Annotated in this window: 24 protein-coding genes; 13 read left to right on the top strand and 11 right to left on the bottom strand. The window is 62.6% G+C overall.

Going from position 1 to position 22,994, the window contains the following annotated elements; all coding sequences use genetic code 11:
• Window positions 1–3 precede the first annotated feature (3 nt).
• From R4P64_RS10245 to purM, 8 genes are all read left to right on the top strand, one after another.
• Window positions 4–1,788 carry an alpha/beta hydrolase gene (locus tag R4P64_RS10245; protein ID WP_317820639.1) on the top strand — a complete coding sequence of 595 codons (1,785 nt, stop codon included), beginning with the start codon at window positions 4–6 and terminating at the stop codon, window positions 1,786–1,788.
• Window positions 1,785–2,441, top strand: coding sequence for a CPBP family intramembrane glutamic endopeptidase (locus tag R4P64_RS10240; protein ID WP_033233944.1), 657 nt, complete (start codon window positions 1,785–1,787; stop codon window positions 2,439–2,441). The genes R4P64_RS10245 and R4P64_RS10240 overlap by 4 nt, the downstream gene beginning before the upstream one ends.
• On the top strand, window positions 2,441–2,827 hold the full coding sequence (locus R4P64_RS10235; protein WP_045068792.1) for a sterol carrier family protein: 387 nt from the start codon (window positions 2,441–2,443) through the stop codon (window positions 2,825–2,827). The genes R4P64_RS10240 and R4P64_RS10235 overlap by 1 nt, the downstream gene beginning before the upstream one ends.
• Window positions 2,828–3,213: 386 nt before the next feature.
• Window positions 3,214–4,791: an amidophosphoribosyltransferase gene (gene purF, locus R4P64_RS10230; RefSeq protein WP_116102222.1), complete on the top strand. Its 1,578-nt coding sequence runs from the start codon at window positions 3,214–3,216 to the stop codon at window positions 4,789–4,791.
• Between the two features lie 116 nt (window positions 4,792–4,907).
• Window positions 4,908–5,516 (top strand): AIM24 family protein, encoded by a 609-nt coding sequence (locus tag R4P64_RS10225; RefSeq protein WP_033234334.1) that lies wholly within the window; start codon window positions 4,908–4,910, stop codon window positions 5,514–5,516.
• A gap of 3 nt (window positions 5,517–5,519) precedes the next feature.
• Window positions 5,520–6,197, top strand: a complete 678-nt coding sequence (locus R4P64_RS10220) for an AIM24 family protein (protein WP_033233947.1) — start codon at window positions 5,520–5,522, stop codon at window positions 6,195–6,197.
• A gap of 12 nt (window positions 6,198–6,209) precedes the next feature.
• Window positions 6,210–6,956 (top strand): AIM24 family protein, encoded by a 747-nt coding sequence (locus R4P64_RS10215; RefSeq protein ID WP_033233948.1) that lies wholly within the window; start codon window positions 6,210–6,212, stop codon window positions 6,954–6,956.
• A gap of 192 nt (window positions 6,957–7,148) precedes the next feature.
• A complete protein-coding gene (gene purM, locus R4P64_RS10210; protein ID WP_033233949.1) occupies window positions 7,149–8,228 on the top strand; it encodes a phosphoribosylformylglycinamidine cyclo-ligase in 1,080 nt (359 codons plus the stop codon).
• 148 nt (window positions 8,229–8,376) lie between these two features.
• Here the strand turns inward: purM and R4P64_RS10205 are convergent, their stop codons facing one another.
• The 4 genes from R4P64_RS10205 to R4P64_RS10190 all read right to left on the bottom strand — a co-directional run bounded on the left by R4P64_RS10205 (window position 8,377) and on the right by R4P64_RS10190 (window position 11,505).
• Entirely contained in the window at window positions 8,377–8,580 is a 204-nt protein-coding gene (locus R4P64_RS10205; RefSeq protein ID WP_033233950.1) for a DUF3073 domain-containing protein, read from the bottom strand.
• Between the two features lie 224 nt (window positions 8,581–8,804).
• Window positions 8,805–9,758, bottom strand: a complete 954-nt coding sequence (locus R4P64_RS10200; RefSeq protein WP_033233951.1) for an asparaginase — start codon at window positions 9,756–9,758, stop codon at window positions 8,805–8,807.
• Window positions 9,755–10,423 carry an MOSC domain-containing protein gene (locus R4P64_RS10195; RefSeq protein ID WP_045068795.1) on the bottom strand — a complete coding sequence of 223 codons (669 nt, stop codon included), beginning with the start codon at window positions 10,421–10,423 and terminating at the stop codon, window positions 9,755–9,757. Before R4P64_RS10195 ends, R4P64_RS10200 begins: the two co-directional genes overlap by 4 nt.
• Window positions 10,420–11,505 (bottom strand): folate-binding protein YgfZ, encoded by a 1,086-nt coding sequence (locus tag R4P64_RS10190; protein ID WP_317821081.1) that lies wholly within the window; start codon window positions 11,503–11,505, stop codon window positions 10,420–10,422. Before R4P64_RS10190 ends, R4P64_RS10195 begins: the two co-directional genes overlap by 4 nt.
• Before the next feature lie 116 nt (window positions 11,506–11,621).
• Here R4P64_RS10190 and R4P64_RS10185 point away from each other — a divergent pair, with 116 nt between their 5' ends.
• The 5 genes from R4P64_RS10185 to cydC all read left to right on the top strand — a co-directional run bounded on the left by R4P64_RS10185 (window position 11,622) and on the right by cydC (window position 18,601).
• Window positions 11,622–12,467: an aminodeoxychorismate lyase gene (locus tag R4P64_RS10185; RefSeq protein WP_317820637.1), complete on the top strand. Its 846-nt coding sequence runs from the start codon at window positions 11,622–11,624 to the stop codon at window positions 12,465–12,467.
• A 172-nt stretch (window positions 12,468–12,639) separates the two neighbouring features.
• Window positions 12,640–14,139 (top strand): cytochrome ubiquinol oxidase subunit I, encoded by a 1,500-nt coding sequence (locus R4P64_RS10180; RefSeq protein WP_033233955.1) that lies wholly within the window; start codon window positions 12,640–12,642, stop codon window positions 14,137–14,139.
• A 9-nt stretch (window positions 14,140–14,148) separates the two neighbouring features.
• Window positions 14,149–15,192, top strand: coding sequence for a cytochrome d ubiquinol oxidase subunit II (gene cydB / locus R4P64_RS10175; protein WP_317820636.1), 1,044 nt, complete (start codon window positions 14,149–14,151; stop codon window positions 15,190–15,192).
• Window positions 15,193–15,234: 42 nt separating this feature from the next.
• A complete protein-coding gene (gene cydD, locus R4P64_RS10170) occupies window positions 15,235–16,923 on the top strand; it encodes a thiol reductant ABC exporter subunit CydD (RefSeq protein WP_045068804.1) in 1,689 nt (562 codons plus the stop codon).
• Complete coding sequence (gene cydC / locus R4P64_RS10165) at window positions 16,913–18,601, top strand: thiol reductant ABC exporter subunit CydC (protein WP_317820635.1); 1,689 nt, start codon at window positions 16,913–16,915, stop codon at window positions 18,599–18,601. Before cydD ends, cydC begins: the two co-directional genes overlap by 11 nt.
• A 233-nt stretch (window positions 18,602–18,834) precedes the next feature.
• Here cydC and R4P64_RS10160 read toward each other — a convergent pair whose 3' ends face one another.
• From R4P64_RS10160 to R4P64_RS10135, 7 genes are all read right to left on the bottom strand, one after another.
• A complete protein-coding gene (locus tag R4P64_RS10160) occupies window positions 18,835–19,476 on the bottom strand; it encodes an FABP family protein (protein WP_172935982.1) in 642 nt (213 codons plus the stop codon).
• 277 nt (window positions 19,477–19,753) lie between these two features.
• Window positions 19,754–20,059 (bottom strand): DUF1416 domain-containing protein, encoded by a 306-nt coding sequence (locus tag R4P64_RS10155; RefSeq protein ID WP_033233959.1) that lies wholly within the window; start codon window positions 20,057–20,059, stop codon window positions 19,754–19,756.
• Window positions 20,060–20,062: 3 nt separating this feature from the next.
• Window positions 20,063–20,896 (bottom strand): sulfurtransferase, encoded by an 834-nt coding sequence (locus tag R4P64_RS10150; RefSeq protein WP_045068818.1) that lies wholly within the window; start codon window positions 20,894–20,896, stop codon window positions 20,063–20,065.
• Between the two features lie 78 nt (window positions 20,897–20,974).
• Window positions 20,975–21,445, bottom strand: coding sequence for a DUF4395 domain-containing protein (locus tag R4P64_RS10145; protein WP_045068819.1), 471 nt, complete (start codon window positions 21,443–21,445; stop codon window positions 20,975–20,977).
• A gap of 154 nt (window positions 21,446–21,599) precedes the next feature.
• Window positions 21,600–21,686 carry a putative leader peptide gene (locus R4P64_RS33995; protein ID WP_353805918.1) on the bottom strand — a complete coding sequence of 29 codons (87 nt, stop codon included), beginning with the start codon at window positions 21,684–21,686 and terminating at the stop codon, window positions 21,600–21,602.
• A gap of 10 nt (window positions 21,687–21,696) precedes the next feature.
• Window positions 21,697–22,170 carry a thioredoxin family protein gene (locus R4P64_RS10140; RefSeq protein WP_033233962.1) on the bottom strand — a complete coding sequence of 158 codons (474 nt, stop codon included), beginning with the start codon at window positions 22,168–22,170 and terminating at the stop codon, window positions 21,697–21,699.
• Window positions 22,167–22,946: an LmeA family phospholipid-binding protein gene (locus R4P64_RS10135; protein ID WP_045068822.1), complete on the bottom strand. Its 780-nt coding sequence runs from the start codon at window positions 22,944–22,946 to the stop codon at window positions 22,167–22,169. Before R4P64_RS10135 ends, R4P64_RS10140 begins: the two co-directional genes overlap by 4 nt.
• Window positions 22,947–22,994 lie beyond the last annotated feature (48 nt).

Here is a 22,994-nt window from a genome sequence, read left to right as displayed (position 1 = left end):
TAGATGGTCGATTCCGGAGAACTGACTTCTTCTGACAGCCAGCCGCAGGAACACCACCTGCGGCTGGCTGTTCCCGCATCTCTCGAGAAGCTCGACAATCCCTTCACCGAGTGGGCGTGGGGGCTCCTCAAACTCGACTTCACCGGCATTGCGTTTGCCGCGTTCTTCTTCTGCTGGTCGCTGACTCCTTCGCTGTTGCCGCGTGATTGGCTGTTCCAAGGTTTGATCGGCGGTATCAACTCGGCCATCGGTTACGGCGTCGGAACGGCAATCGGGTGGGCCGTGGAGCGGTATTTGCTCAGTGGCCGTCGCTGGTGGCCTCTTCCCGAACCGGTGCCGAGCGCGATCAAGATCTTTGTTCCGGTCGCGTCGATCGTTGCCTCGATCATCATGCTCGTCTACGCCGCGGGGTGGCAGCGCGAAATCGCCGCGCTGACCGACGCGGAAGGCACCACCACCAGCGGATACATTCGCACTCTCGGCCTGAGCGTGCTCATCGGTGGTTCACTGATCGCGTTGTGGCGGTTGCTTCACGATCTGGTGAAACTCATTGCGCGTGTGCTGATGCGACGCTTCCGCTGGTCGCGGTCGGTTGCCAACGGCGTCGGCGTTGTGGTTGTGACGGTTCTGTTCTTCATGTTGGTCGACGGCGTACTGGTGCGCGGAATCTACGCCGCGACCAACTCGATTTTCAGTCTGCAGAACTCCACCACGCGCGACGGCGTCGTAGAACCACAGGATCCGATGAAGTCGGGCAGCCCCGAATCTGTGGCTCCCTGGGACACATTGGGATTCGAGGGACGGAACTTCGTCTCACGTGGATTGAACGCGCAGGAACTCGAAGCGGCCAACGGCAAGCCCGCGATGGACCCCATCCGCGTGTATGCGGGCTTGGAAAGTGCCGAAGATCCGGATGAGCGCATGGATCTGGTCATCAAGGAACTCGAGCGGACCGGCGCTTTCCAGCGCAAGGTGCTCGTTGTCATTCCGACGACCGGTACCGGTTGGGTGAATCCCACCGCTGCGCAAGCGATCGAGTTGGTCGGAAACGGCGATACGGCGCTGGTCGCCAGCCAGTACTCGTATCTGCCGAGCTGGATCTCTTTCCTCGCAGATCAGGAAAAGGCGCAAGCTGCCGGACGCCTCTTGATCGAGCGGGTTCACGAAAGATGGCTCCAGGAACCGGAAGCCACCAGACCCAAGTTCATGGTCTACGGCGAAAGCCTCGGCGTCATGGCCGGCGCTGGAGCTTTCGACACTCTTCAAGCTGCCCGCGAGACCGCTGACGGAATCTTGTGGGTGGGCCCGCCAAATGCCACGTCGCTGTGGCGTTCGATTGTGCAACGACGCGACCCCGGCACAACCGAAGTGGCTCCCGTCTACGCCGACGGTCTGGCCGGGGTCCGGTTTGCGGATCGAGCCGAAGACATTCCGACCGCAGCAATGGTGTGGCCGGACCCCCATGTGTTGTTCATCCAGCACCCATCGGATCCGGTGGTGTGGTGGTCGCCCGACCTCATGTTCAACCGGCCACCGTGGTTGAAGGAGATTCCTGGATTCGACCGGTCACCGTCGATGAAATGGTTCCCGATCGTCACGTTCTGGCAGGTCTCTGCAGATCTCGGTAATGCTGCGGGTGTTCCGGACGGGCACGGCCACAACTACGGAACCACCGTGCTCGACGGCTGGGTCAGCGTCGCTCAGCCCGAAGGCTGGACGGCGGCAGACACCGAGCGAGTGCGGGCGTCACTGGTTGCCGCGTTGCAGTCTCAAGGCCCGGAGAAATGAGGGGAGTAGCGTCGATTGCGCTCTCGGTAGCTGCGATCACGTGGAGCAATGCGGTGCTCCCGGCGTTCGGACTTTCACCCCGCGCGCGGGCAGTGGTCAACACCGTGGTGGGGTGCTCGGCCATCGGAGTCCTTCGGGCGCGCGGTTACAGCCGTGAGGAATTGGGTTTGGCCCACACCGGTATTCGTGGCGGTGCGCAGTTCGGGGGAGCTGCGGCCGGGGCAGTCCTTACCGGTTACAGCGTTGCCTTGGCCGTTCCGTCGTTGCGCGCGACCCTCGCTGCCGACGAGCGCGCGGACGGTCGCGAAGACTTCCTCGAATGGATCATCCTGCATATCCCGTTCGGTACGGTGTTGTCCGAAGAATTGTTGTTCCGCAGCGCTATGTCCGCAGTCTGGAATCGTGAACTGAACCGCCCAACAGCGCAGGCCGTGCATGCTCTCACCTTCGGGTTGTGGCACGTCGCGCCGGCGCGCGGCGCCGGCGACAATGTCCCTGCCGCAGTGGCCTTTACGGGCGCGTCGGCGTTGCTGTTCGAGTGGCTGCACCGCCGAGGTGGCAGCGTCCTCGCGCCGGCGTTACTGCACCTGGCGACCAATGCTGGTGGAGCACTTGCCGTTCGAATCGCCACCAATGGACAGGGAGTGAACTGATGCCACCGCGCCGCGCGGTCGACCCCGCAGAATTTCGTGCCGCGATTCTTGCTGTCGGACCTTGGCTTCGAGATCCGGAGCTTCCGAAGCCTTCTCGTGCTGAACTCGGTGCGGCAGTGAAGATGAGTGCGCGCACTCTCGAACAGATTGCTCCTGGATCGAGCGTCGAGGTGCGGGTCCCACCCTTTGTCGCGGTGCAATGTATCGAAGGTCCGCGTCACACTCGCGGAACCCCACCCAACGTCGTCGAAACAGATACTCGGACATGGTTGTTGATGGTGACCGGCCTGCTCGAGTTCGGTGAAGCTGCCGCTGACGGCCGGGTTGACGCATCCGGCAGTCGGGCTCCCGAAATTGCGCACTGGTTGCCGCTACTGCGATTGTGACATCAAGCTACGAACGGTTCGCTGACGAAACACTCAGTTGGGGGCTGACGTCGTAGTGGGGTCCGAATCTCTCGCGAGCGACTGATGCAGCCCTGACATGGTGCAGGTGGATCGACCGGGCGATCACGACGCTCAATTCGAGAATGAGAACGGTCGGCTCATCAGTGGAGGTCCTTCCAGGCGACATCTTTTTCGGCGAATACGGAGTAGTCGGTTGCGGGGCTCCGAACTGAGTGGCGCGCCGTGAGCCATCGCTGAAATTCGCCGCGGCGACTACAGAGACTGATCGGTCCGATTCAAGGCAAGGTTGCCCTGGGCAAGGCACGAGGAAAATTGGCCGTAGACTGTGTATGCCCCCCAACCCCTGCCCACAAAGGGAGCGCCACGTGACTCGTGCCGATCTGTCGGTCAACAGTCCAAATCTCCTCGCTACGAACCCGTCCGACGAGGACGAGAACGAGCCCCGCGAAGAATGCGGTGTATTCGGCGTCTGGGCGCCGGGAGAGGATGTGGCGAAGCTCACGTATTACGGACTGTATGCGCTACAACACCGTGGTCAGGAAGCTGCCGGCATTGCGGTGGCCGACGGCTCCCAGGTGCTGGTGTTCAAGGATCTCGGCCTGGTCAGCCAGGTGTTCGACGAGCAGACCCTCGCAGCGATGCCAGGTCACGTCGCCGTCGGACATTGCCGCTACTCCACGACCGGGTCCACGACGTGGGAGAACGCGCAGCCCATCTTCCGCACCACGGCGGCGGGCACGGGCATCGCCCTCGGCCACAACGGCAACCTGGTGAACACCGCTGAACTCGCGAGCCGCACTCGCGCAGCCGGCCTGGTCAACGACAAGCGCCCAAACGCTGCGACTTCCGACTCCGACCTCATCGGTGGTCTGCTGGCACACGCTGCCGGCGACAGCACCATCGAGCAGGCCGCCATGGAACTGCTTCCGACTCTGGAAGGCGCGTTCTGCCTCACCTTCATGGACGAGCACACGCTCTACGCAGCGCGTGATCCGCACGGAATTCGTCCGCTCTGCCTCGGTCGCCTGGATCGCGGTTGGGTGGTTGCCAGCGAGACCGCAGCCCTCGACATCGTGGGCGCGTCGTTCGTCCGCGACATCGAACCCGGTGAGCTGCTCGCGATCGACGCCGACGGCGTCCGCTCCTCCCGTTTCGCGAACCCGACGCCCAAGGGTTGCGTCTTCGAATACGTCTACCTCGCCCGTCCCGACAGCGTGATCGGTGGCCGTTCGGTCCACTCGACCCGCGTCGAAATCGGCCGCCTGCTCGCCAGCGAGCATCCTGCCGAGGGTGACTTGGTCATTCCGGTTCCCGAGTCCGGCACTCCCGCAGCTGTCGGGTACGCACAGGGTTCAGGCATTCCCTACGGCCAGGGACTGATGAAGAACGCCTACGTCGGCCGTACCTTCATCCAGCCGTCGCAGACCATTCGTCAGCTCGGCATCAGGCTCAAGCTCAACCCGCTCAAGGAAGTTATCCGCGGCAAACGGCTTGTTGTGGTGGATGATTCGATCGTCCGCGGCAACACGCAGCGTGCGCTCATCCGGATGCTCCGCGAAGCCGGCGCCCTCGAAATTCACGTCCGCATCGCTTCGCCGCCGGTCAAGTGGCCATGCTTCTACGGCATCGACTTCGCCTCACCGGCCGAATTGATCGCCAACGGAGCAGGCGGACAGGATGCCACGTTCGAGGAGATGCTCGACGGTGTGCGTCGTTCCATCGGAGCGGACAGCCTCGGCTACATCTCCACCGAAGGCATGATCGCGGCTACCGAGCAGCCCGCAAGCCGTCTCTGTGCTGCCTGCTTCGACGGCACCTACCCGATTGCGCTCCCGAAGGAGACGTCGATGGGTAAGAACGTCCTCGAAGGCATGCTCGAGAGTGCGGCCGGTTCGGCTGCCACGCGCGACAACGACAACGCGAGCGCACTCAGCCGCCCGTAATCCGCCGAAACGGATAATTTGCCGCACCGATTGTCGGGGCGGCAAATTTTTTTATGTTTCCGGTCACGTCAAGTGTCGCGGCTATCTGGCATAGTGCCCTCGTGGCGCAACTGAGAATGGATGGGCATCGAGTCCTGGTCGCGGACTTGATGGGGGACACCATCAAAGCGATCAGCGGATCTATGGTGGCGTACGAGGGTGCGGTCACCTTCAAGAACGCCGGAATGGGCGGAGGCGGCGGAATCCGCGCTGCGCTCAAACAGAAGGCAGCCGGAGAGTCGCTGTCCTTGATGGAAGTCAGTGGTCAAGGCACCGTTTACTTCGCCGTGGACGCCCAGGACATCACGATCATCGAACTCAACAACGACGCTCTCCACGTAGAAGCGTCACAGCTGTTGGCAATCGTGGGACAGCTACGCACCGACGTGAAATTTGCCGGCCTCCGCGGCGCCGGCTCCGGCCAGGGATTGTTCACGACAGTTGTCAGCGGCACCGGTCTGGTGGCCGTGCTGTCGAAGGGCGGGCCGATCATCGCCCTCGAAGTCAGCCCGCAGTACCCGCTTGTTGCCGACCCCGACGCCTTTGTCGCCCACCGCGGACAACTGAATCAGAGCTTCGTCACCGACGTCACCTGGCGGTCCGCGATCGGCGGTGGCAGCGGTGAGGCGTTCTCGCTGCGCTTCGACGGATCCGGTGTCGTCTACATCCAGCCCGAGGAGCGCTGAACCATGCCGTTGGAAAAGGTGAACAGCAAGGTCGTCAAGTCGACTCTCGTTCCAGGGCAGAATGTGCTGGCCCGTACCGGATCGATGCTCTACTACACCGGCGACGTCAGATTCGTCCCGCACAGCATGGGCGGCGGTCCTGGTGCGATGCCGAATATGGGCGGCATCGCGGGCATGGCCGGCCGGATGATGTCGGGCGAACATGCACGCATGATGGCGGCAGAAGGACAGGGTGAGGTCCACTACGGTCACGCCGGACTGTACGTCGACGTCATCCATCTGGACGGCTCGTCCATGCTCACCGTGGAAGCAGATCGTCTTCTAGCGCATGACGCCTACCTGCAAAGTTCGATCGTGGCCTTGACGTCGCAAGGTGGTGTTCGCGGCGCCGTCCGCGGTGCGATGACAGGGCAAGGACTGTTCACGACACAACTGCACGGGCAGGGAAGCGTCGCGGTGCTCTCGCACGGCGGGGCAATTCCTCTGCAGGTCGGTCCGAACAATCCCCAAGTTGTGGTGGACCCACAGGCGTACGTGTGCCACCTCGGGCAGATCACCGTCGACATCTCCGCCAACGTCGGCTGGCGTGAAGCCGTCGGCAAGGGCTCGGGGGAGTCCATTCAGCTGAAGATGACCGGTATGGGCACCGTCTGGGTTCAGGCGTCCGAGCAGAAGTTCTGAGGGAGAAATCGAATGAGTATCGAAATTCACACTCCGGCATCTCTGCCTGCGAACGACAACGTCCCGGGGAATGACTACGCCTTCTGCATCGAGCTGACCGGGCAGCCCTGGTTCACGTCCAAAGGTGCAATGATCGCGTACTACGGCATGGTCAATTTCGAGCCGCTCGGACGCACGAGCATGTCGGCGATGGTGGCGGCCAGATTCTCGTCGCCGCTGTACGCGGACGACTGGGTAATCGCCCAGGGCCAAGGCAAGCTGATTCTGGGCGACCGGGGATTCAACATCAATTCCTACGATCTCGACGACGGCAACCTCACGATCCGCGCTGCCAACCTGCTTGCCTTCGAGAACGGGCTCGAACTCAAACAGTCAATCGTGCCAGGCTTTTTGACGTTGCTCGGTACCGGGAAGTTTCTGGCGTCGTCCAACGGTCCGGTCATGTTTGCCGAACCTCCGTTGCGGATCGATCCACAGGCTCTCGTCGGCTGGGCTGACTGCCCGTCGCCGTCCCACCACTTCGATGCCGACTGGATGCAGAGCTTCCTCGGTTCGGTGCGGGGAACCATGTTCGGTGCGAATACGGGTGAAGAGAAACAGTTCGATTTCACCGGCGCCGGAACGGTGCTGATCCAGTCGAGCGAGAAGGTTCTCAACGACGGACACCTCCTGCGGCACATCCAGTCGGAGACTGTTGCACTCGGGCAGAACAGTCTGCGGGCGCTGCACACCTCGATCGGTTCGCAGCTCCAGAACTGAGCGCGAACGGTACGCGAGGTCTCGTCAGCTGCCTGTGTCCGGTAGCGTAAGGGCGTAATCGTCGGTATTTGTGTGCGCTGAGGTCTTGTTCGCTCGAGTCGACCGCCTCGGCACGTCGCGAGGATTACACAACACATACCTGTGCACGGAGAAAACGTGCGCGAGAAATACTAGGGCTGGAGTAGTAATCCGATGACCGAGGACAGTCACCGCACAGCAGGCGCCTCCTACGCAGCAGCAGGAGTCGATATCGCCGCCGGCGACCGGGCGGTGGAACTCTTCGCCCCCATGGCCAAGAAGGCCAGCCGCCCCGAGGTCATGGGCGGCCTCGGCGGATTCGCCGGATTGTTCTCGCTCAAGGGTGACTACAAGGAGCCTGTCCTCGCTGCTTCCACCGACGGCGTCGGAACCAAGCTGGCCGTCGCTCAGGCGATGGACAAGCACGACACCGTCGGCCTCGACCTCGTCGCGATGGTTGTCGACGACCTCGTCGTCTGTGGCGCCGAGCCGCTCTTCCTTCAGGACTACATCGCCGTCGGACGCGTGATCCCCGAGCGAGTTGCCGAGATCGTGGGCGGCATCGCCGAGGGCTGCATCCAGGCCGGCTGCGCGCTGCTTGGCGGCGAGACCGCCGAGCACCCCGGCATCATGGCCGATGGTGACTACGACCTCTCCGCCACCGGCGTGGGCGTCGTCGAAGCGGAGAAGCTGCTCGGACCGGACCGCGTCCGTCCCGGCGACGTTGTCATCGCCATGGGATCCTCGGGTCTGCACTCCAACGGTTACTCACTGGCCCGCAAGGTGCTTCTCGAGATCGACCGCATGAACCTGAACGCACACGTCGACGAGTTCGGCCGCACCCTCGGTGAGGAGCTCCTCGAGCCCACCAAGATCTACGCCAAGGACTGCCTGGCCCTCGCTGCCGAGACCGACGTCCGCACCTTCTGCCACGTCACCGGTGGCGGCCTCGCGAACAACCTCGGACGCGTCATGCCCAAGGGACTCGTTGCCGAACTCGATCGTGGAACGTGGAGCCCCGCGGCAGTCTTCGCGATGATCGCGCAGCGCGGACGCGTCGAGCGCGCCGAGATGGAGCAGACCTTCAACATGGGTGTCGGCATGGTTGCCGTCGTCGCTCCTGAGGACGTCGATCGTGCGCTGGCCGTGCTCACCGCACGCCACATCGACTGCTGGACGCTGGGAAGCATCAAGAAGGCCTCGGACGCCGCAGCAGAGCGTGCGTTCCTGGCTGGAGATCACCCGCGCTTCTAAGCCGGTAAGACCACAAAGCTGCCCCACCGATTCAGTTCGGTGGGGCAGCTTTTTTGTGCGGATCGAGCACCTGGAAGAAGCACGCAAAAATGAGGAAGAGCGATCAGCTCTTCCTCATTTCACAGTCTGCGCAGATGGCAGTGCGCGGTCAACGCCGCCAGTCGTCGTAGTCGTCCTCTCGCGAATGCCCTTCCCTATCGGAAGTCTGGTCCGATCGGACACTGCTCCGATGCGAGTTGGTCGATCCACCTGCGAGCTCTCGTTGCAGGCTATCGAAATCCGTGGTCGGTACGCTGTACTTCAATTCGCGTGCAACCTTGGTCTGCTTTGCCTTAGCCCGGCCGCGGCCCATGGCTGACCCCCTCGCGCTTTCGCGGGGCGGCCTGGGGAATTTGGCGGCCCCGTTTGAGTGTGTAAGTTTCCTGACACACACTCTAGCCTGGAAAAGTCGCTTCCGCTTCCACGTGGCCCTCGTCGCCGTGTCTGTTTGCTCTCACTATGGCCGCGAGCTGCCAGGATGCTGACAGAACTGCTCAGAACTTTGTTAGAACTGCGCAAAAGTTTTCCCGGAACTGCTCAGAAGTTCCCCGGAATCGCTCGAATCGTGCCCACGCGGGCATCCCCGCCGAACACCGGAGCCGACGCCAGAGCGGCCAATTCTTCGGTCCATTCGGTATTCATCCGCTTGAGTAGTGCGGCGGCCAATGGAAGCAGCGCCCGCTCGTGTCCGTCGTCGATCTTGAGAGCAAACGCCGAACCGTCGGGGAGGGCTCCCGCGTAGATACCGTCGTATCCGGTCTTGGTGAACAGGCCGCGCACCGCGGACATCAGACGCTGATCGTTGCGCCCGGTTCCGGAGACGAGGAACGGGTTGGCTCGCACGGCGTCGGCGACAGCGCGTTCTGGGGAATCAGGCGTCGCCGACGGCAGTCGACCGAAAGCTCGAGCCAGATTCGAGAGCGAGAGTGGCACGATCGGCAGGCCGCAGCCGTCGATTCCCAACTCCTGCTCCTCCTCGCCGCTGAGATCGAAGATCGTCTCCGCGATGGCGAGTTGCAGGGGATGTGTCGGTTCCATGTACGTCTCGAGCGGCCAGTCGTTCACAACGCACGTGGCGAGCATCGCGGAGTGCTTGCCCGAGCAGGTCATGTAGATCGGGCTGGGGAGCTGGCCTGCGGCAATCAGCTCGGCGCGGGCAAGTTCGTTGCCTGGCAGATCTGCAGGGCACTGCAATTGATCTACGCGGAGGTCGTAACGTTCGAGTAGGCCCTCGACGAGTTCGATGTGGTCGGCCTCACCGGCATGCGACGACGCCGCGACGGCCAGTTCCTCCGGGCTGCTTGGTTCGAAGCCGTTGCGGAGCGCTGCGACGGCCTGCAGCGGCTTGTTTGCCGAGCGGGGATAGATGGGTGTGTGGATTTCGCCCACCCCCACAACCAGGTCGCCGTTGGCGTCGAGGATGACGGCCGATCCGCGGTGTACACACTCGCGGAATCCGGAGCGGACAACTTCGACCAGTTCAATGCTCACGAATGCACCTGTGTTTCCGCTCGTTCGACGAATGTGCTGATCCGCTCGAGGACGTTCGGCGCAAGATCGTGGTGACCGTTCAACAGTTGCCGCAGATGTTCGGGATCTGCGCCTGTGAATACTTGTCGAACCGTGACGCCGTGATCGGGGACGTGCACTCGCGTGACCGTATCGCCGGCTGCGAGTGTGCCCGTTCGGTTCACTCGCAGATACGCGCCGACATCGGCTCGCTGGGTGAACCGCTTGACCCAGCCCTTCTCGCCCGACCAGAGTCCGAAGGTGCCACACGGCACGCGGGGCCCGGTGACTTCGAGTTCCACCACATCGGACGAGTCCGCTCCGGTGATGTGCCAACGTTCGCCGATGACCGCGTCGGTCACGGCGATACCGCTGAGGCGAAGGTTCTCACCGAACCAACCGGGATGGAGAGGTCGGCCCAACTCCGTCGACCAACGCTGCGCTTCGGCATGGTCGTACGCGTAGACGGCTTGATACGCGCCGCCGTGGAATTCGGTGTCGCAGACATAGTCGCCGCCGAGGCCGAGTCGGCCCAAGGGGACCCGGCCGTCGACGGATCGTTTGTCGATTGCGGTTCGAGTCACGCGTTTGACGCCGCTGTCGCGTTCGGCATGTACGACGCACACGGCGTCCACGATGCCGGTCACTTCCCGCGCAATCGGTTGACGGCTTCACGTCCGGCCTGAGGTGCGTTGTCGTCGACTATCGAGTCCGGATCGATCGACGCGGCGCTGGGACCGGCAACTAATTCGGTCCCAGCGGGGACGTTGCGTTTGACCAGTGCAAGCGCGATAGGCCCGAGCTCGTGATGATTGACGACGGTTCCGACGCGGCCCACTGCGCGGCCACCGGCTGTGACGGGGTCGCCCGGTTCTGGGAGGGCTTCGGCGCTTCCGTCGAGGTGCAGGAGAACGAGGTGACGCGGCGGCTTGCCGAGGTTGTGCACGCGCGCGACGGTTTCCTGACCGCGGTAGCAGCCCTTCTCGAGGTGGACCGCGCCGTGTTCGTCTGGGCCGCCGATCCACCGAACCTCGTGCGGGATGGTCTTCTCGTCGGTGTCGAGCCCGATTCGGGGGCGGACGGCTTCCACACGAAGGGCCTCGAAGGCCCAGGTTCCGGCGGGTATGGCGCCGGCGTCGGTGAGCTTGGACCACCAGGCTGCCAAGTGCTCGCGGGGTACGAGGAGATCGAAGGAGTCTTCGGTCGGCCACGGCATCCGACGGACGAAGCCGCCGCCTGGCAGGGCATGCGCGTCGTACACGTCGACGGGCGCACTCGTGCCGACGGCGTCGAGGACCGAGGCGGCTTTCGGCCCGAGAATGCTGAGAACGGCAAGTTCGTTGCCGTCGCGGGGTTCGGCCTTGGACCAGAACACCATCTTCTTCAGAAAGGCGAGGAGTGCGGGGCCTCGATCGGCCTCGGTGTCGATCCAGGTGACGCCGCCGAGGTCCGTCTGGACAAAGTGGTGCTCGACGCGGCCGTTGATGTCGAGGCTGAGATTCTCGGCGCTCTTCCCGTCGGGGAGCGCGGCAACGTGCTGGCTCGAAATGGTGTGCAGCCAGGTGAGTCGCTCGTCGCCGGGAATGGCGATGACAAATCGGTGGCTGCGATCGACGACGATCGCGTCGCGCTGCGCAGTCCGTTGCTCACCGAGTGGATCGCCGTGATGCCACGCGACACCGATGTCGACCGATCCGTCCGGGGCTGCGACCGCACCGGGGGCAGTCATGAGTGGGCTGTTGGGCACAAGAGCGTTGTCGACCACGTCACCAGTCTAGGAGTGTGGTCCGCGCGTTGGTCGAGTGCGGGGCGTGAGCGGTGTTTTCCGTCGCTAGTGTTGAGGGTATGGCTGATCGCGTATTGGTAACTCTCGACCATGAGGTGCTCGATGCTGACGCACCCTTTCTCCATGCTGACGACTTGGCTGTCGTGCGGGGCGACGGGGTATTCGAGACGTTGTTGGTTCGGGGTGGCCGAGCGCGGGTAGTCGAAGCTCACCTGAGCCGACTGGTTCTCAGCGCCGAGGCATTGGGTTTGCCTGCCCCGATACTGGACGACTGGCGTCTGGCGATCGAGATGGCCGTCGAGGAGTGGGGCAGCGAGCAGGAAGGCGCGTTGCGTCTCGTCCTGACGCGCGGGCGCGAGAGTGGGGACAAGCCGACGGCTTTCGTGATGGTCGGACCGGTGGCGGATCGGGTGCGGCAGGTGCGAGAAGCGGGTTTGTCGGTGATCACGCTCGAACGCGGATTCTCGGTGGATTTGTCGGCACGCGCGCCGTGGCAGTTGCTGGGAGCGAAGACGTTGTCCTACGCAACCAACATGGCTGCACTGCGCTACGCCGGCACTTTGGGGGCCGATGATGTGATCTTCGTCAGTTCGGAGGGCAATGTGTTGGAAGGGCCGCGTTCGACGGTGGTGGTCGTGCGGGACAGGACTTTGATCACACCGCCGCCCGCTCAGGGCATTTTGATGGGCACAACACAGCGTGCTCTGTTCGACGTCGCCAAGGGAGCTGGCTTCGACAGTCGTTACGAAACCCTGCGACCTGCGGACTTGATCGCAGCGGACGGTGTGTGGATGGTTTCGAGCGTCACGCTGGCAGCGCGCGTCACTACACTGGACGGCTTTGCTTTACCAGAGGCTAAAGTCGCTGCCGAATTCACGAAGTTGGTCGAACGGGCCGTCGACTAGAGAGCGGGGCCGAAATGGGCGAATAGGAATCCTCGACGGTCTCTACTACCTTGAGTAGTAGCAAAGTCCTGCGGTCCAAACCGGACAGCAGTACCGTGTCCGCAGGGGCCGAGCGAACGCCCGCGTCTCGAACCCCGAAGCCTGTCCCAGGGCCCTACTCTCGGAGTAGCCAATGGATACTTTGGACGTCTCCAGGTGGCAGTTCGGTATAACTACCGTCTACCACTTCATCTTTGTTCCGCTGACCATCGGATTGGCTCCGATGATCGCGATCATGCAAACCATGTGGGTCGTGACCAAAAAAGATCATTGGTACCGACTCACCAAGTTCTTCGGCAAGCTGTTCCTCATCAACTTTGCCATCGGCGTAGCTACCGGCATCGTGCAGGAATTCCAGTTCGGTATGAACTGGAGTGAGTACTCACGATTTGTCGGCGACGTCTTCGGTGCACCGCTGGCTCTCGAAGGTCTTGTGGCCTTCTTCATGGAGTCCGTATTCATCGGGCTGTGGATTTTCGGTTGGGGCAGGCTACCCAAACTTGTTCACCTGGCATGTATTTGGCTCGTGGCGATCGGCGTCAACGCGTCGGCGTTCTTCATCATCGCAGCCAACTCGTTCATGCAGCACCCCGTCGGAGCGGTGTACAACCCGGAGACGGGTCGTGCTGAGCTCACCAGCATCTGGGAGTTGTTGACCAACAACACCGCTCTTGCCGCATTCCCGCACGCAGTAGCAGGTGCCTTCTTGACTGCGGGAACCTTCGTCGCCGGCATCTGCGGTTGGTGGATGGTGCGAAACATGCGCCGCACCAAGACCGTCGGCCCAGCGGAGGCGACAAAGCTCGAAACCGATGCCAGGACGATGTACCGTCCCGGTGCCCGATTCGCGTTGCTGGTGATCATCATTGCCGGCATCGGCGTCATCTACACCGGCGACGTCCAAGGCAAGCTCATGTTCCAACAACAACCCATGAAGATGGCGTCGGCAGAGTCGCTGTGTGAGACCGAGATGGATCCGGATTTCTCACTCCTGACCATCGGAACTCACAACAACTGCGACAGCGTGACTCACGTAATCAAGGTGCCATTCGTTCTTCCGTGGCTGGCCGAGGGCAAGTTCACCGGTGTGGAGCTTCAAGGCGTCAACCAGCTGCAGGAGCAGGCCGAGCAGGACTTCGGCCCCGGCAACTACCGTCCGAATCTCTTTGTCACGTACTGGTCATTCCGCGCGATGATCGGCCTCGCCGCCGGTTCCGCAGCCTTGGCACTTGCCGGTCTGTGGGTAACCCGCAGGGGTCGGGTACCGGACCAGAAGTGGTTCGGAATCCTGAGCCTCGTCGCGATTCCCATGCCGTTCCTCGCCAACAGTGCGGGCTGGATCTTCACCGAGATGGGCCGCCAGCCCTGGGTGGTGCATCCCAACCCGACCGGCGTGGACATGATCAGACTCACTGTCGACCAAGGTGTTTCGGACCACGCGTCGGCAACGGTCTGGGTCTCGTTGATCACCTTCACCCTCCTGTACGGCGCTTTGGGTGTCGTCTGGTTCAAGCTGATCGTGCGATACGCGAAGGAAGGCCCGTTGGAACACGACATGCATCCGCCGGGAGATACCGACCACGAAGAGCCGGAAGATCCGGACAAGCCCAAACAACTGTCGTTCGCGTACTAGGAGGCGATCATGGGACTTCAAGAAGTATGGTTCGTGCTCGTCGCAGTACTGTTCGTCGGCTACTTCGTCCTCGAAGGCTTCGATTTCGGTGTCGGAATGCTCATGCCGATTGTCGGCAGAGGCAGTGGCCTACCGGCAGATACGCGTCGACGCGTTGCGCTCAACACCATCGGCCCGGTCTGGGACGGCAACGAAGTGTGGCTCATCACGGCCGGTGGTGCGCTGTTCGCCGCGTTCCCCGAGTGGTACGCGACGTTGTTCTCCGGCTTCTACCTACCGCTGCTGATCATCCTGGTGGCCTTGATCGTTCGCATCGTTGCCATCGAGTGGCGAAGCAAGATCGACGACGACAAATGGCGTCAGCGTTGCGACTGGGGCATCATTTTCGGCTCCTGGGTTCCCGCAGTTCTGTGGGGCGTGGCATTCGCGAACATCGTTCGGGGCGTGGAGATCAATGCCGACAAGCAGGTCGTTTCAGGATTCTTCGATCTGCTCAACCCGTACGCATTGCTCGGCGGCCTGACCACTGCTCTGGTGTTCGCGCTGCACGGCGCAGTGTTCCTGGCACTCAAGAGCGCCGACGAGGTTCGCGAAGATGCGGTGAAAATTGCTGCCCGACTCGCGATTCCGGCGGTTCCGGTGGCCGGCGCATTTGTACTGTGGACCCAGCTTGCATACGGCAAGGGATGGACGTGGATTCTGGTTGCCGCTGCGGCAGCAGCATTGATCGGCGTTATCTTCCTGACCCGCGCTGAAATGGAAGGGTGGGCGTTCGTGCTCACCACGGTGGCCGTCATCGCGACCGTCGTGCTGCTGTTCGGCTCCCTGTTCCCGAATGTCATGCCGTCGACGCTGGATCCGGCGTACAGCTTGACCATCGAGAACGCGTCGTCGAGTCCGTACACGCTCAAGGTGATGACATGGGCAGCGGCGTTCATGACGCCGATCGTGATCATCTACCAGGGCTGGACGTACTGGGTATTCCGTCAACGCATCTCCACCAGGCAGATTCCACCGTCGATCGGGCTGAAGTTCAAAGCCAAGACGTGGTAAATCCGGCATCAGTGCCTCGAAAGAAGTGACGGTCGAATTCAAGTGACAATCGAGGTAGGCGACGTTCCCACCACTCGGGAGCGTCGCCGCGGACCGATCGATCCGCGCCTGTGGCGGCATTCCGCCTCTGCGCGTGGATATCTGATTCTGACAGTCGCCCTGTCGATGATCAACGTCGTGATGGTCATAGTCTCGGCGCTCATGATCGGCCGGGTGCTGGCCGGAGTCATCACCACCCGAACCGTCGATATTTCTTCGTGGACAACCGAACTCGGTGTCCTCGCAGGCGCTGTCGGGATTCGGATACTGGGAACCTGGCTGCAAGCGCGGTTTGCTCACCGCGCGTCGACCCGTGTGGTGGCCGAGATCAAGGAGGGTGTGCTCACGTCGGCGACGGCGATGAGTCCCCGCGATCTCGACCCACGTCGAGATGAAATCGCTACGGTACTCACCCGTGGTGTCGACGGTCTGGCTCCGTATCTGACGGGTTATCTGCCGTCGTTGATCCTGTCGGTGACTCTGACCCCGATCACGCTGATAGTTATTGCCCTGCAAGATATGACGTCGGCAGTGATCATCTTGATCACGTTGCCTTTGATTCCGATCTTCATGATCCTGATCGGATTGCTGACAAAGGGTAAGTCCGAGAAGACCCTGGCTGCGATGACAACCTTGTCGTCGCAATTGCTCGATCTCCTCTCGGGTTTACCCACGTTGCGAGCGCTCGGTCGCCAAGACGGTCCGGCCGAGCGGGTTCGGGAACTGGGCGATTCGCATCGCCGCACCACGATGTCCGCGCTGCGGGTCGCCTTCCTGTCGTCGATGGTGTTGGAATTCCTTGCAACGCTGAGTGTTGCGTTGGTTGCAGTCAGTATCGGCTTGCGGCTCGTGTACGGGGACATGTCGCTGGAGCCGGGCGTCGTTGCGTTGATTCTTGCCCCGGAGGTGTATCTGCCGTTGCGGATGGTGGGAATGCAATTTCACGCGGCCGAGGACGGAATGGCGGCTGCGGACAAAGCTTTCAGTGTCATCGAAGCGGACACCTCTGCACCCGTCGGCGGCGCAGTCGTGGTTGATGCGCGCGGCACGGACATCGTTTTCGACACGCTGAGCGTGAATTCGCGTGGTGGTGTTGCGCCGTACGAGCTTTCGGGAGTGATGCGGCCCGGTGCGATCACGGTGCTCACCGGAGCAAATGGTTCCGGCAAGTCGAGCGCGGCGCAGGCCCTGCTCGGGTTGATCGAACCCAGCGGTGGTTTTGTGAGCGTCGGCGGAACCGACGTTCGACAACTCGACGAGAATACGTGGTGGGCGCAGATCGCTTGGCTGCCGCAACATCCGGTCATGTTGCCGGGAACCGTTCGGGAAAACCTCCATCTCACCGGACCCATCGACTCCGATGCGCTTGCAAATTCTTCTGCGGCCACAGGGTTCGACGGAGTTCTTGCCGAACTGTCGTCAGGTCTCGATACCGTGGTGGGGGCCGGGGGTGTCGGTCTCTCGCTCGGGCAGCGGCAGCGGCTGGCACTGACACGTGTGCTGTCGTCCGATCGGCCCGTCCTTGTGCTGGACGAACCCACCGCCCACCTGGATGCGGATTCGGAAACTACGGTCCTGGACGCATTGCGAGCGCGAGCGAAGGGCGGCGACACCGTCATAGTCATCGGACATCGCCCCAGCGTGCTTGCCGTCGCAGATCAGATCATCGAGGTGCACGCACATGAGAACTGACCACCGCGATCCGTTGCTGCGCGCACTGGGTCTCCTCGAACTGCAACCACGACGCGTACTCATCGCTGTCGCGGCCGGAGTGGCGACGCTCGGCAGTGCTCTGGCGTTGGCGGCGCTGTCGGCCTGGTTGATCACCAGGGCCTGGGAAATGCCGCCGGTATTGGATCTCAGCGTTGCTGTTGTCGCCGTGCGTGCTCTGGGTATCTCCCGGGGTGTATTCCGCTACTTGGAGCGTCTCACGACGCACGATGTTGCGCTGCGCGGGACAACGTCCGCGCGGGCCCAGATGTACGCGCGTCTTGCAGCGGGTAACCCGGCTGCGGCCGCCGGCCTGCGCCGTGGCGACTTGCTTGCGCGTACCGGAGCCGACGTCGATGCAGTTGGTGATGTGGTGGTGAAAGCACTTGTCCCCATAGCTGTATCGGCTGTTCTTGCCGTTTCCGCTGTGGGCATCTTGATGTTCATCTCCGTGCCGGCGGCAATGGTCTTGGCGATCGCGCTCGCGGTCTCCGGAATCCTGGCTCCGTGGCTGTCGGCCCGCGCTGCTCGAATTGCTGAATCCGACAGCTCTTCTGCTGCTGTGCGATTCAGTGCGTCAGCGGTCACCGCGCTCGATCATTCTGCCGAGCTTCGAGTGGCGGGACGTTTGGACGCTGCCGTGTCCGACGCGGTGTCGGCCGAAGGCGACGTAGTCGATGCTACCGACCGCGCTGCGGTGCCGAGCGCATTTGCCGCTGCCGCAACACCTCTCGCAGTGGGAGTCAGCGTCCTGGCGTCGCTGCTCATCGGCATCGTGCTCTACGGGAATACCGACATGACACCGATGGCACTGGGCATCCTGGTATTGCTCCCGCTCTCGGCGTTCGAGGGAACTGCGGCTCTGCCCACTGCTGCAGTGGCATTGACCAAAGCCCGGTTGGCGTCGGCGCGAATCATGGCGGTACTCGACCGCGCAGACGAGGAGATCGCAGAGGGCGACAACGCGTGGCCCGAGTCGGATGTCCTGACAGTCGACGGACTCTGCGCCGGGTGGCCTGGAGGCAATGTCACCGCACCACTCACGTTCGACGTGCGTCCCGGCGCGCGGATCGCGTTGATCGGCCAAAGCGGATCAGGAAAGACAACGGCCCTGATGACGATGGCGGGGCTCCTCCCACCGGTATCGGGGACAATTTCCGCTGGCGGCGTTCCGATTTCAGAGATCGAACCAGCAGAGCTTCGCCGACACATCGGGTTCTTCGCAGAAGACGCACATCTCTTCGAGACCTCCGTGCTCGAAAATCTGCGAGTAGCGCGCGGCGATCTCACGCCTACCGCCGCGGCGACAGTACTCGGTGACGTCGGCCTGGGGGAGTGGCTCGCTCACCTGCCCGACGGACTCGACACCGTTCTCGTCGGCGGCATGCGAGCAGTCTCAGGCGGCGAGCGTCGGCGTTTGCTGCTGGCCCGGGCCGTCGTCTCACCCGCGCAAATCCTGCTGCTCGACGAACCAACCGAACACATGGATGCCGAAGCCGGCGCGGAGGTGCTGCGTGAACTGCTCGGACGAGACGGCACTCTGCTGGCTCCGCATCGGACCGTCGTGGTCGTCACCCATCAACTTCCGGAACACACTGGAGCTGACCAGGTGATATGCGTCGGAAAAGTTTCGGCGGAAAATAGATTGCCGTCGCGGTGAAGTGGGCGTACTTTCTCCTGTACACAAGGAAGGAGGTGGTCTGAAATTGAAGTACAGACGGACGCGTGAGGTGGCTGCCAGCTAGCCGCAATCGCTGACGGAATTCACTTACCGCAGGAGCGGCCGGCGAATCCCGGGCAGCCACCCGACCCCCGAGCCCCCGATCAGTCCGACCGGGACCCACGCGAAAGCGTGGGTATGGCTCGGGGGTCGCTTCGTGCGGTGGGCAGCAGTTAGCCGATGTAGCGGGTGAGCCGCGCCGAGTAGCGCGGTTCGAGCGCGCCGTCAGCGAGGATTCGCTCCTCGACGTATGCGAGGTCCCCACCTTCGACGATGCCGTAAAGGCGCTTTGCGCCGCCGTACAGTGCACCGGACTGGCTGCGGATCACGACGTCGGTCGCGAGCTCCCACGAGGACTGGGTGAGCGCGGTTCCGTAGTACATTTCGACGACGCCTGAGCTGTGGGTGAGGAGTAGTTCGACTACTTCCTCGTTCACGCTGCCGGGGATGCCGTCGCCGCCCATGCGCCAGTAGCCGCTTTCGCGCGTGTCTGGCTTGGTGTAGTTGCCCTCGGCGTCGAGAACCCAGGATCGGGATTCCCAGCACAGGTAGGGGCCACCGTCGTGGGAGATGACGATTTGTTGCCCGAAGGGGTAGTCGCCCGTTTCCGGGTCGTGCCCTTCGCCTTCGCCGCGCCAGACGCCGACAAGCGGCAGCAGGGCGAGAAGTGCGGGATTGATGTCCGGGCCGAGTCGCAGATTTGCGGTGTCCTCGGGGACCGGGAGATCCGGGAGAGTGGGAATGTTGAGTGAAGCTGTCGACTTGGAACGTTCGACAGCTATTGCGACTGCCTCATCCCCGCTTCCGCGCCTGATGGCACCTGAAGCGGTGGAATCGTCAGCTGTCGCGTCAGACCCTGATCCCGGAGCTTGACTCACGATTCGTCGGTGACCAAACGGTAAACGACGTACACGGAGAACCAAGCGATCATGACGGATGCGAGTGCGAGAAGTACCTCGAAGAAGATGACCACGTGCCTATCTTAGACGGCCTCGACCTGCCGGAAAAATCGGGAGGCTGTGACAAATCAAACGACAAGAAAAGGTCCCGCATCCTCCTGGGATGCGGGACCTTTGCCGGTGAGTCCGGAACTTACTTGCTGACCGTGACATCCACGTTGTGGACGCCCGATGTTTCGGGGTTCACGGCGCTTGTGCCGTTGCCGGAGCTGGAGAGTGCACGCACAGTCCAGGATCCGGGAGCGGCGAAGAAACGGAAGTCGCCGGTGGCGGACGCGACGACCTCGGCGGTGAATTCGTCGGAGCCGTCGAGCAAGCGCACGAATGCGCCGCCGATGGGCTGGCCGTCAGCCGCGAGGACACGGCCGGTGATGACGGTTTCCTTCTCGACGTCGACGCCGGCAGGCAGGGTCTGACCCTGAGTAGGTGCTCCGCACATGTTCTATGCTCCCAATTCGATCGGTGCGCCGACGAGTGAGCCGTATTCGACCCAGCTGCCGTCGTAGTTCTTGACGTTGCTCTTGCCGAGGATTTCCTGCAGGACGAACCAGGTGTGGCTCGAACGCTCGCCGATGCGGCAGTAGGCAATGGTGTTCTTGGTGTCGTCGAAGCCCTTGTCCGCGTAGAGCTTTGCAAGGTCGTCGTCGGACTTGAAGGTGCCGTCTTCGTTGGCGGTGGTGCTCCACGGGATGTTGATCGCGGTGGGGACGTGGCCACGCTGCTGAGCCTGCTCCTGCGGAAGGTGCGCGGGTGCGAGGATCTTGCCGGAGAACTCGTCGGGGCTACGGACGTCGACGAGGTTGACGGAGCCGATGGAGGAGATGACCTCGTCGCGGAATGCGCGGATCGAGAAGTCGGGTGCCTCGGCCTTGTACTGCGTTGCGGGACGGGTTACTTCGTCCTTGGACAGCTCGCGCCCGTCGAGTTCCCACTTCTTGCGGCCGCCGTCGATGAGCTTGATGTCCTTGTGGCCGTACAGCTTGAAGTACCAGTAGGCGTAAGCGGCGAACCAGTTGTTGTTGCCACCGTAGAGGACGACGGTGTCGTCGTTGGCGATTCCCTTGGCCGAGAGGAGGTCTGAGAACTGCTCCTGGTTCAGGAAGTCACGGCGGACGCTGTCCTGGAGGTCCTTGCGCCAGTCGAGCCGGACTGCACCTTCGATGTGGCCGCCGTCGTATGCACTGGTGTCCTCGTCCACCTCGACAAAAACGGTCTTGGGGGCGTTGAGGTTCTGCTGCGCCCAGTCGGCGGAGACTAGGACGTCGGAGCGAGCCATGGTGTTCCTTTCGATGTGGTCGTGCTCGATATGGTCTTGCGGGGGTATGTGTCCGGTGGGGTCACCGGTGATGCGCTTTCACGCGGTGGTTGCTCTTCCGATTGTGCGGAATCGCGTTACGAGTGGGTAGATCTGGCAGCCGAGGCAGATGCCGAAGGCTGCGTTCAGAAGAGCAGCGAACAGGGCAAATCCTGTGGCGACTGTGCCGACGACGGTGGATCCGGCAAGGAATCCGACGGTCCCGGCGAGCGCGAAGACAAAGCCGACGAACTGTGCGAAGCGCAACGGCGCAACAGGTTCACGTTCGCGCACGGGTGAGATGCGAGGGGCGACGAGTTTGCCGAAGATCAGTCCGTACGGGCTGCGCTTGGGTCCGGTGACGGCGCCGATCGCGAAGACTATTGCCTGCAGTGCCAACAGTGCGGTGGCGGCGGGCAGAGAGAATGTTGAAAGGATCAGTGTCAGAACAAGTATCGCGGTGGTGATCCACGCGGCGAACCGCGGACCGCGCACGTCGACCTGCTCGGATTGCGAAGTAGTGGTGGACATCGGGTGTGCTCCTGCGTTGGTTGCATGGTGCCTGCCTGGGCCGAGAATCTCAGACTTCAGGCTCGGAGATATGTGGGCTGGAAGGCCCGTTATCGGCGAGAGTGATCACGTGAGCGAAAGGCTCGAATCTCAGCGAAGGCTGAGCGCTGGGTGATCAGCAACAAGAACAGCAACAACCACCGAGGCGGCACAGGTCTACTGCGCGGCGTCGGGTGAGCATGAGCTCGTGGCGGGTTTGCACGGTTGGGAGTTTACCCTGCAGACGGCGAATTTGGGGTACCGGGTGTTGAGAAGGGCGCGAGCGCGCTTGTGAGGTCCGCGGTGGACGGCACCCCGGACACTCGGAATCGTTCCACCAGGTCGCGGTCGAGGATAAAGGTGGTCGGCAACGACAGGACGCTCATCTCACGCGCAAGCGCCGGGTTCTTGTCGATGTCGAGTTCAACGTCGACGGGTGGATGAGGGGCGTTTGCCATTGTGGTCACCACCTGATCGACGACGCGGCGGACGGCGCTGCACGGACCACACCAGTCTGCGGAGAAATGCAGGACGACTGGTCCGGAGCCGGGCGCTATACCTGCTGCGGCGAGGAGTTCGATGCGGCTGCCGACGGCTTCGGAGGTACCCGAGCCGCTGGCTCGAACGGCTCCGCTGCGTGATTTGAGGAGCAGTCCGACCGCGACAACGGCGACGAGGGCGATGAGTAGAACTGTGATACCGGTCATTGGTTCTGCAGATCTGCGAGGTTGATGACTGTGTTTTCCGTGCTGCCTTCGATCACTATGCGACCGCCTTCTGCGTAGACGAGGCTCGGCTTCAGATTGAAGGGAAGTGACTGTGGATCGATGGTGTAGCTGAACATGCCGAGGACGATCGGCTCGAGAACCGCCGGGATCGAGAAGTTCGCTTCGCCTTCGGGGCCGAAGTAGAGATTGCTTGCCACGATCTTGACCTGATCTCCCTCGAGCACGAGGTTGGCCTGAACGCTGACCGCGGTGTCGATGGGGCCGACGGGGACGGTTCCGCTCAGAACGATCGCGCCCGCGGTGCTCGCCCCGGTACCGCCGCTGCCGCCCGTACCGTCGGACTTGTCGGCAGGAGGAGAGGAAACCTGCAGGTCAGGTATATCGAGGAGCTTGCCGAGGTCCGTGGCGTTGATGCCCATTCTGCCGTCGAGCTTGTCGACGGGAAGTTCGGTCACCCTGCCGTTGACCAGGTCCGAGAACGGGACGGTGACGCCCCGCAGATCCGCTTCGACGGTGACTTCGCCGACGATGTTGCTCTGGACTCCGGTTGCCCGGATGTAGACGTCTTCGTACTTGCCGCCCAGCGCTTGTGTGAGGAACGGGAAGCCGTTGAACGTGACTTCGGGGTCGGCATCGAGTGATGCGCCGGCTCGTAGCTCGCGGGAAACTCGGTATTCCGCGTACGCGGCGGCACCGAAATCGGCGACCAGTCCGAGGCCGAGGAGGAAGACGATGCCGATGATCAGTTTGCGCACAGCACCATTGTGACGGACTCCGTCGTAGGTTCGGTGCGACGGTCCCAA

The sequence above is a fragment of the Rhodococcus sp. IEGM 1366 genome (assembly GCF_033142425.1).
GTDB lineage: Bacteria > Actinomycetota > Actinomycetes > Mycobacteriales > Mycobacteriaceae > Rhodococcus_F > Rhodococcus_F globerula.
Note: the sequence above shows the minus strand (reverse complement) of the source record. Positions and strands in the feature narration are given on the sequence as shown.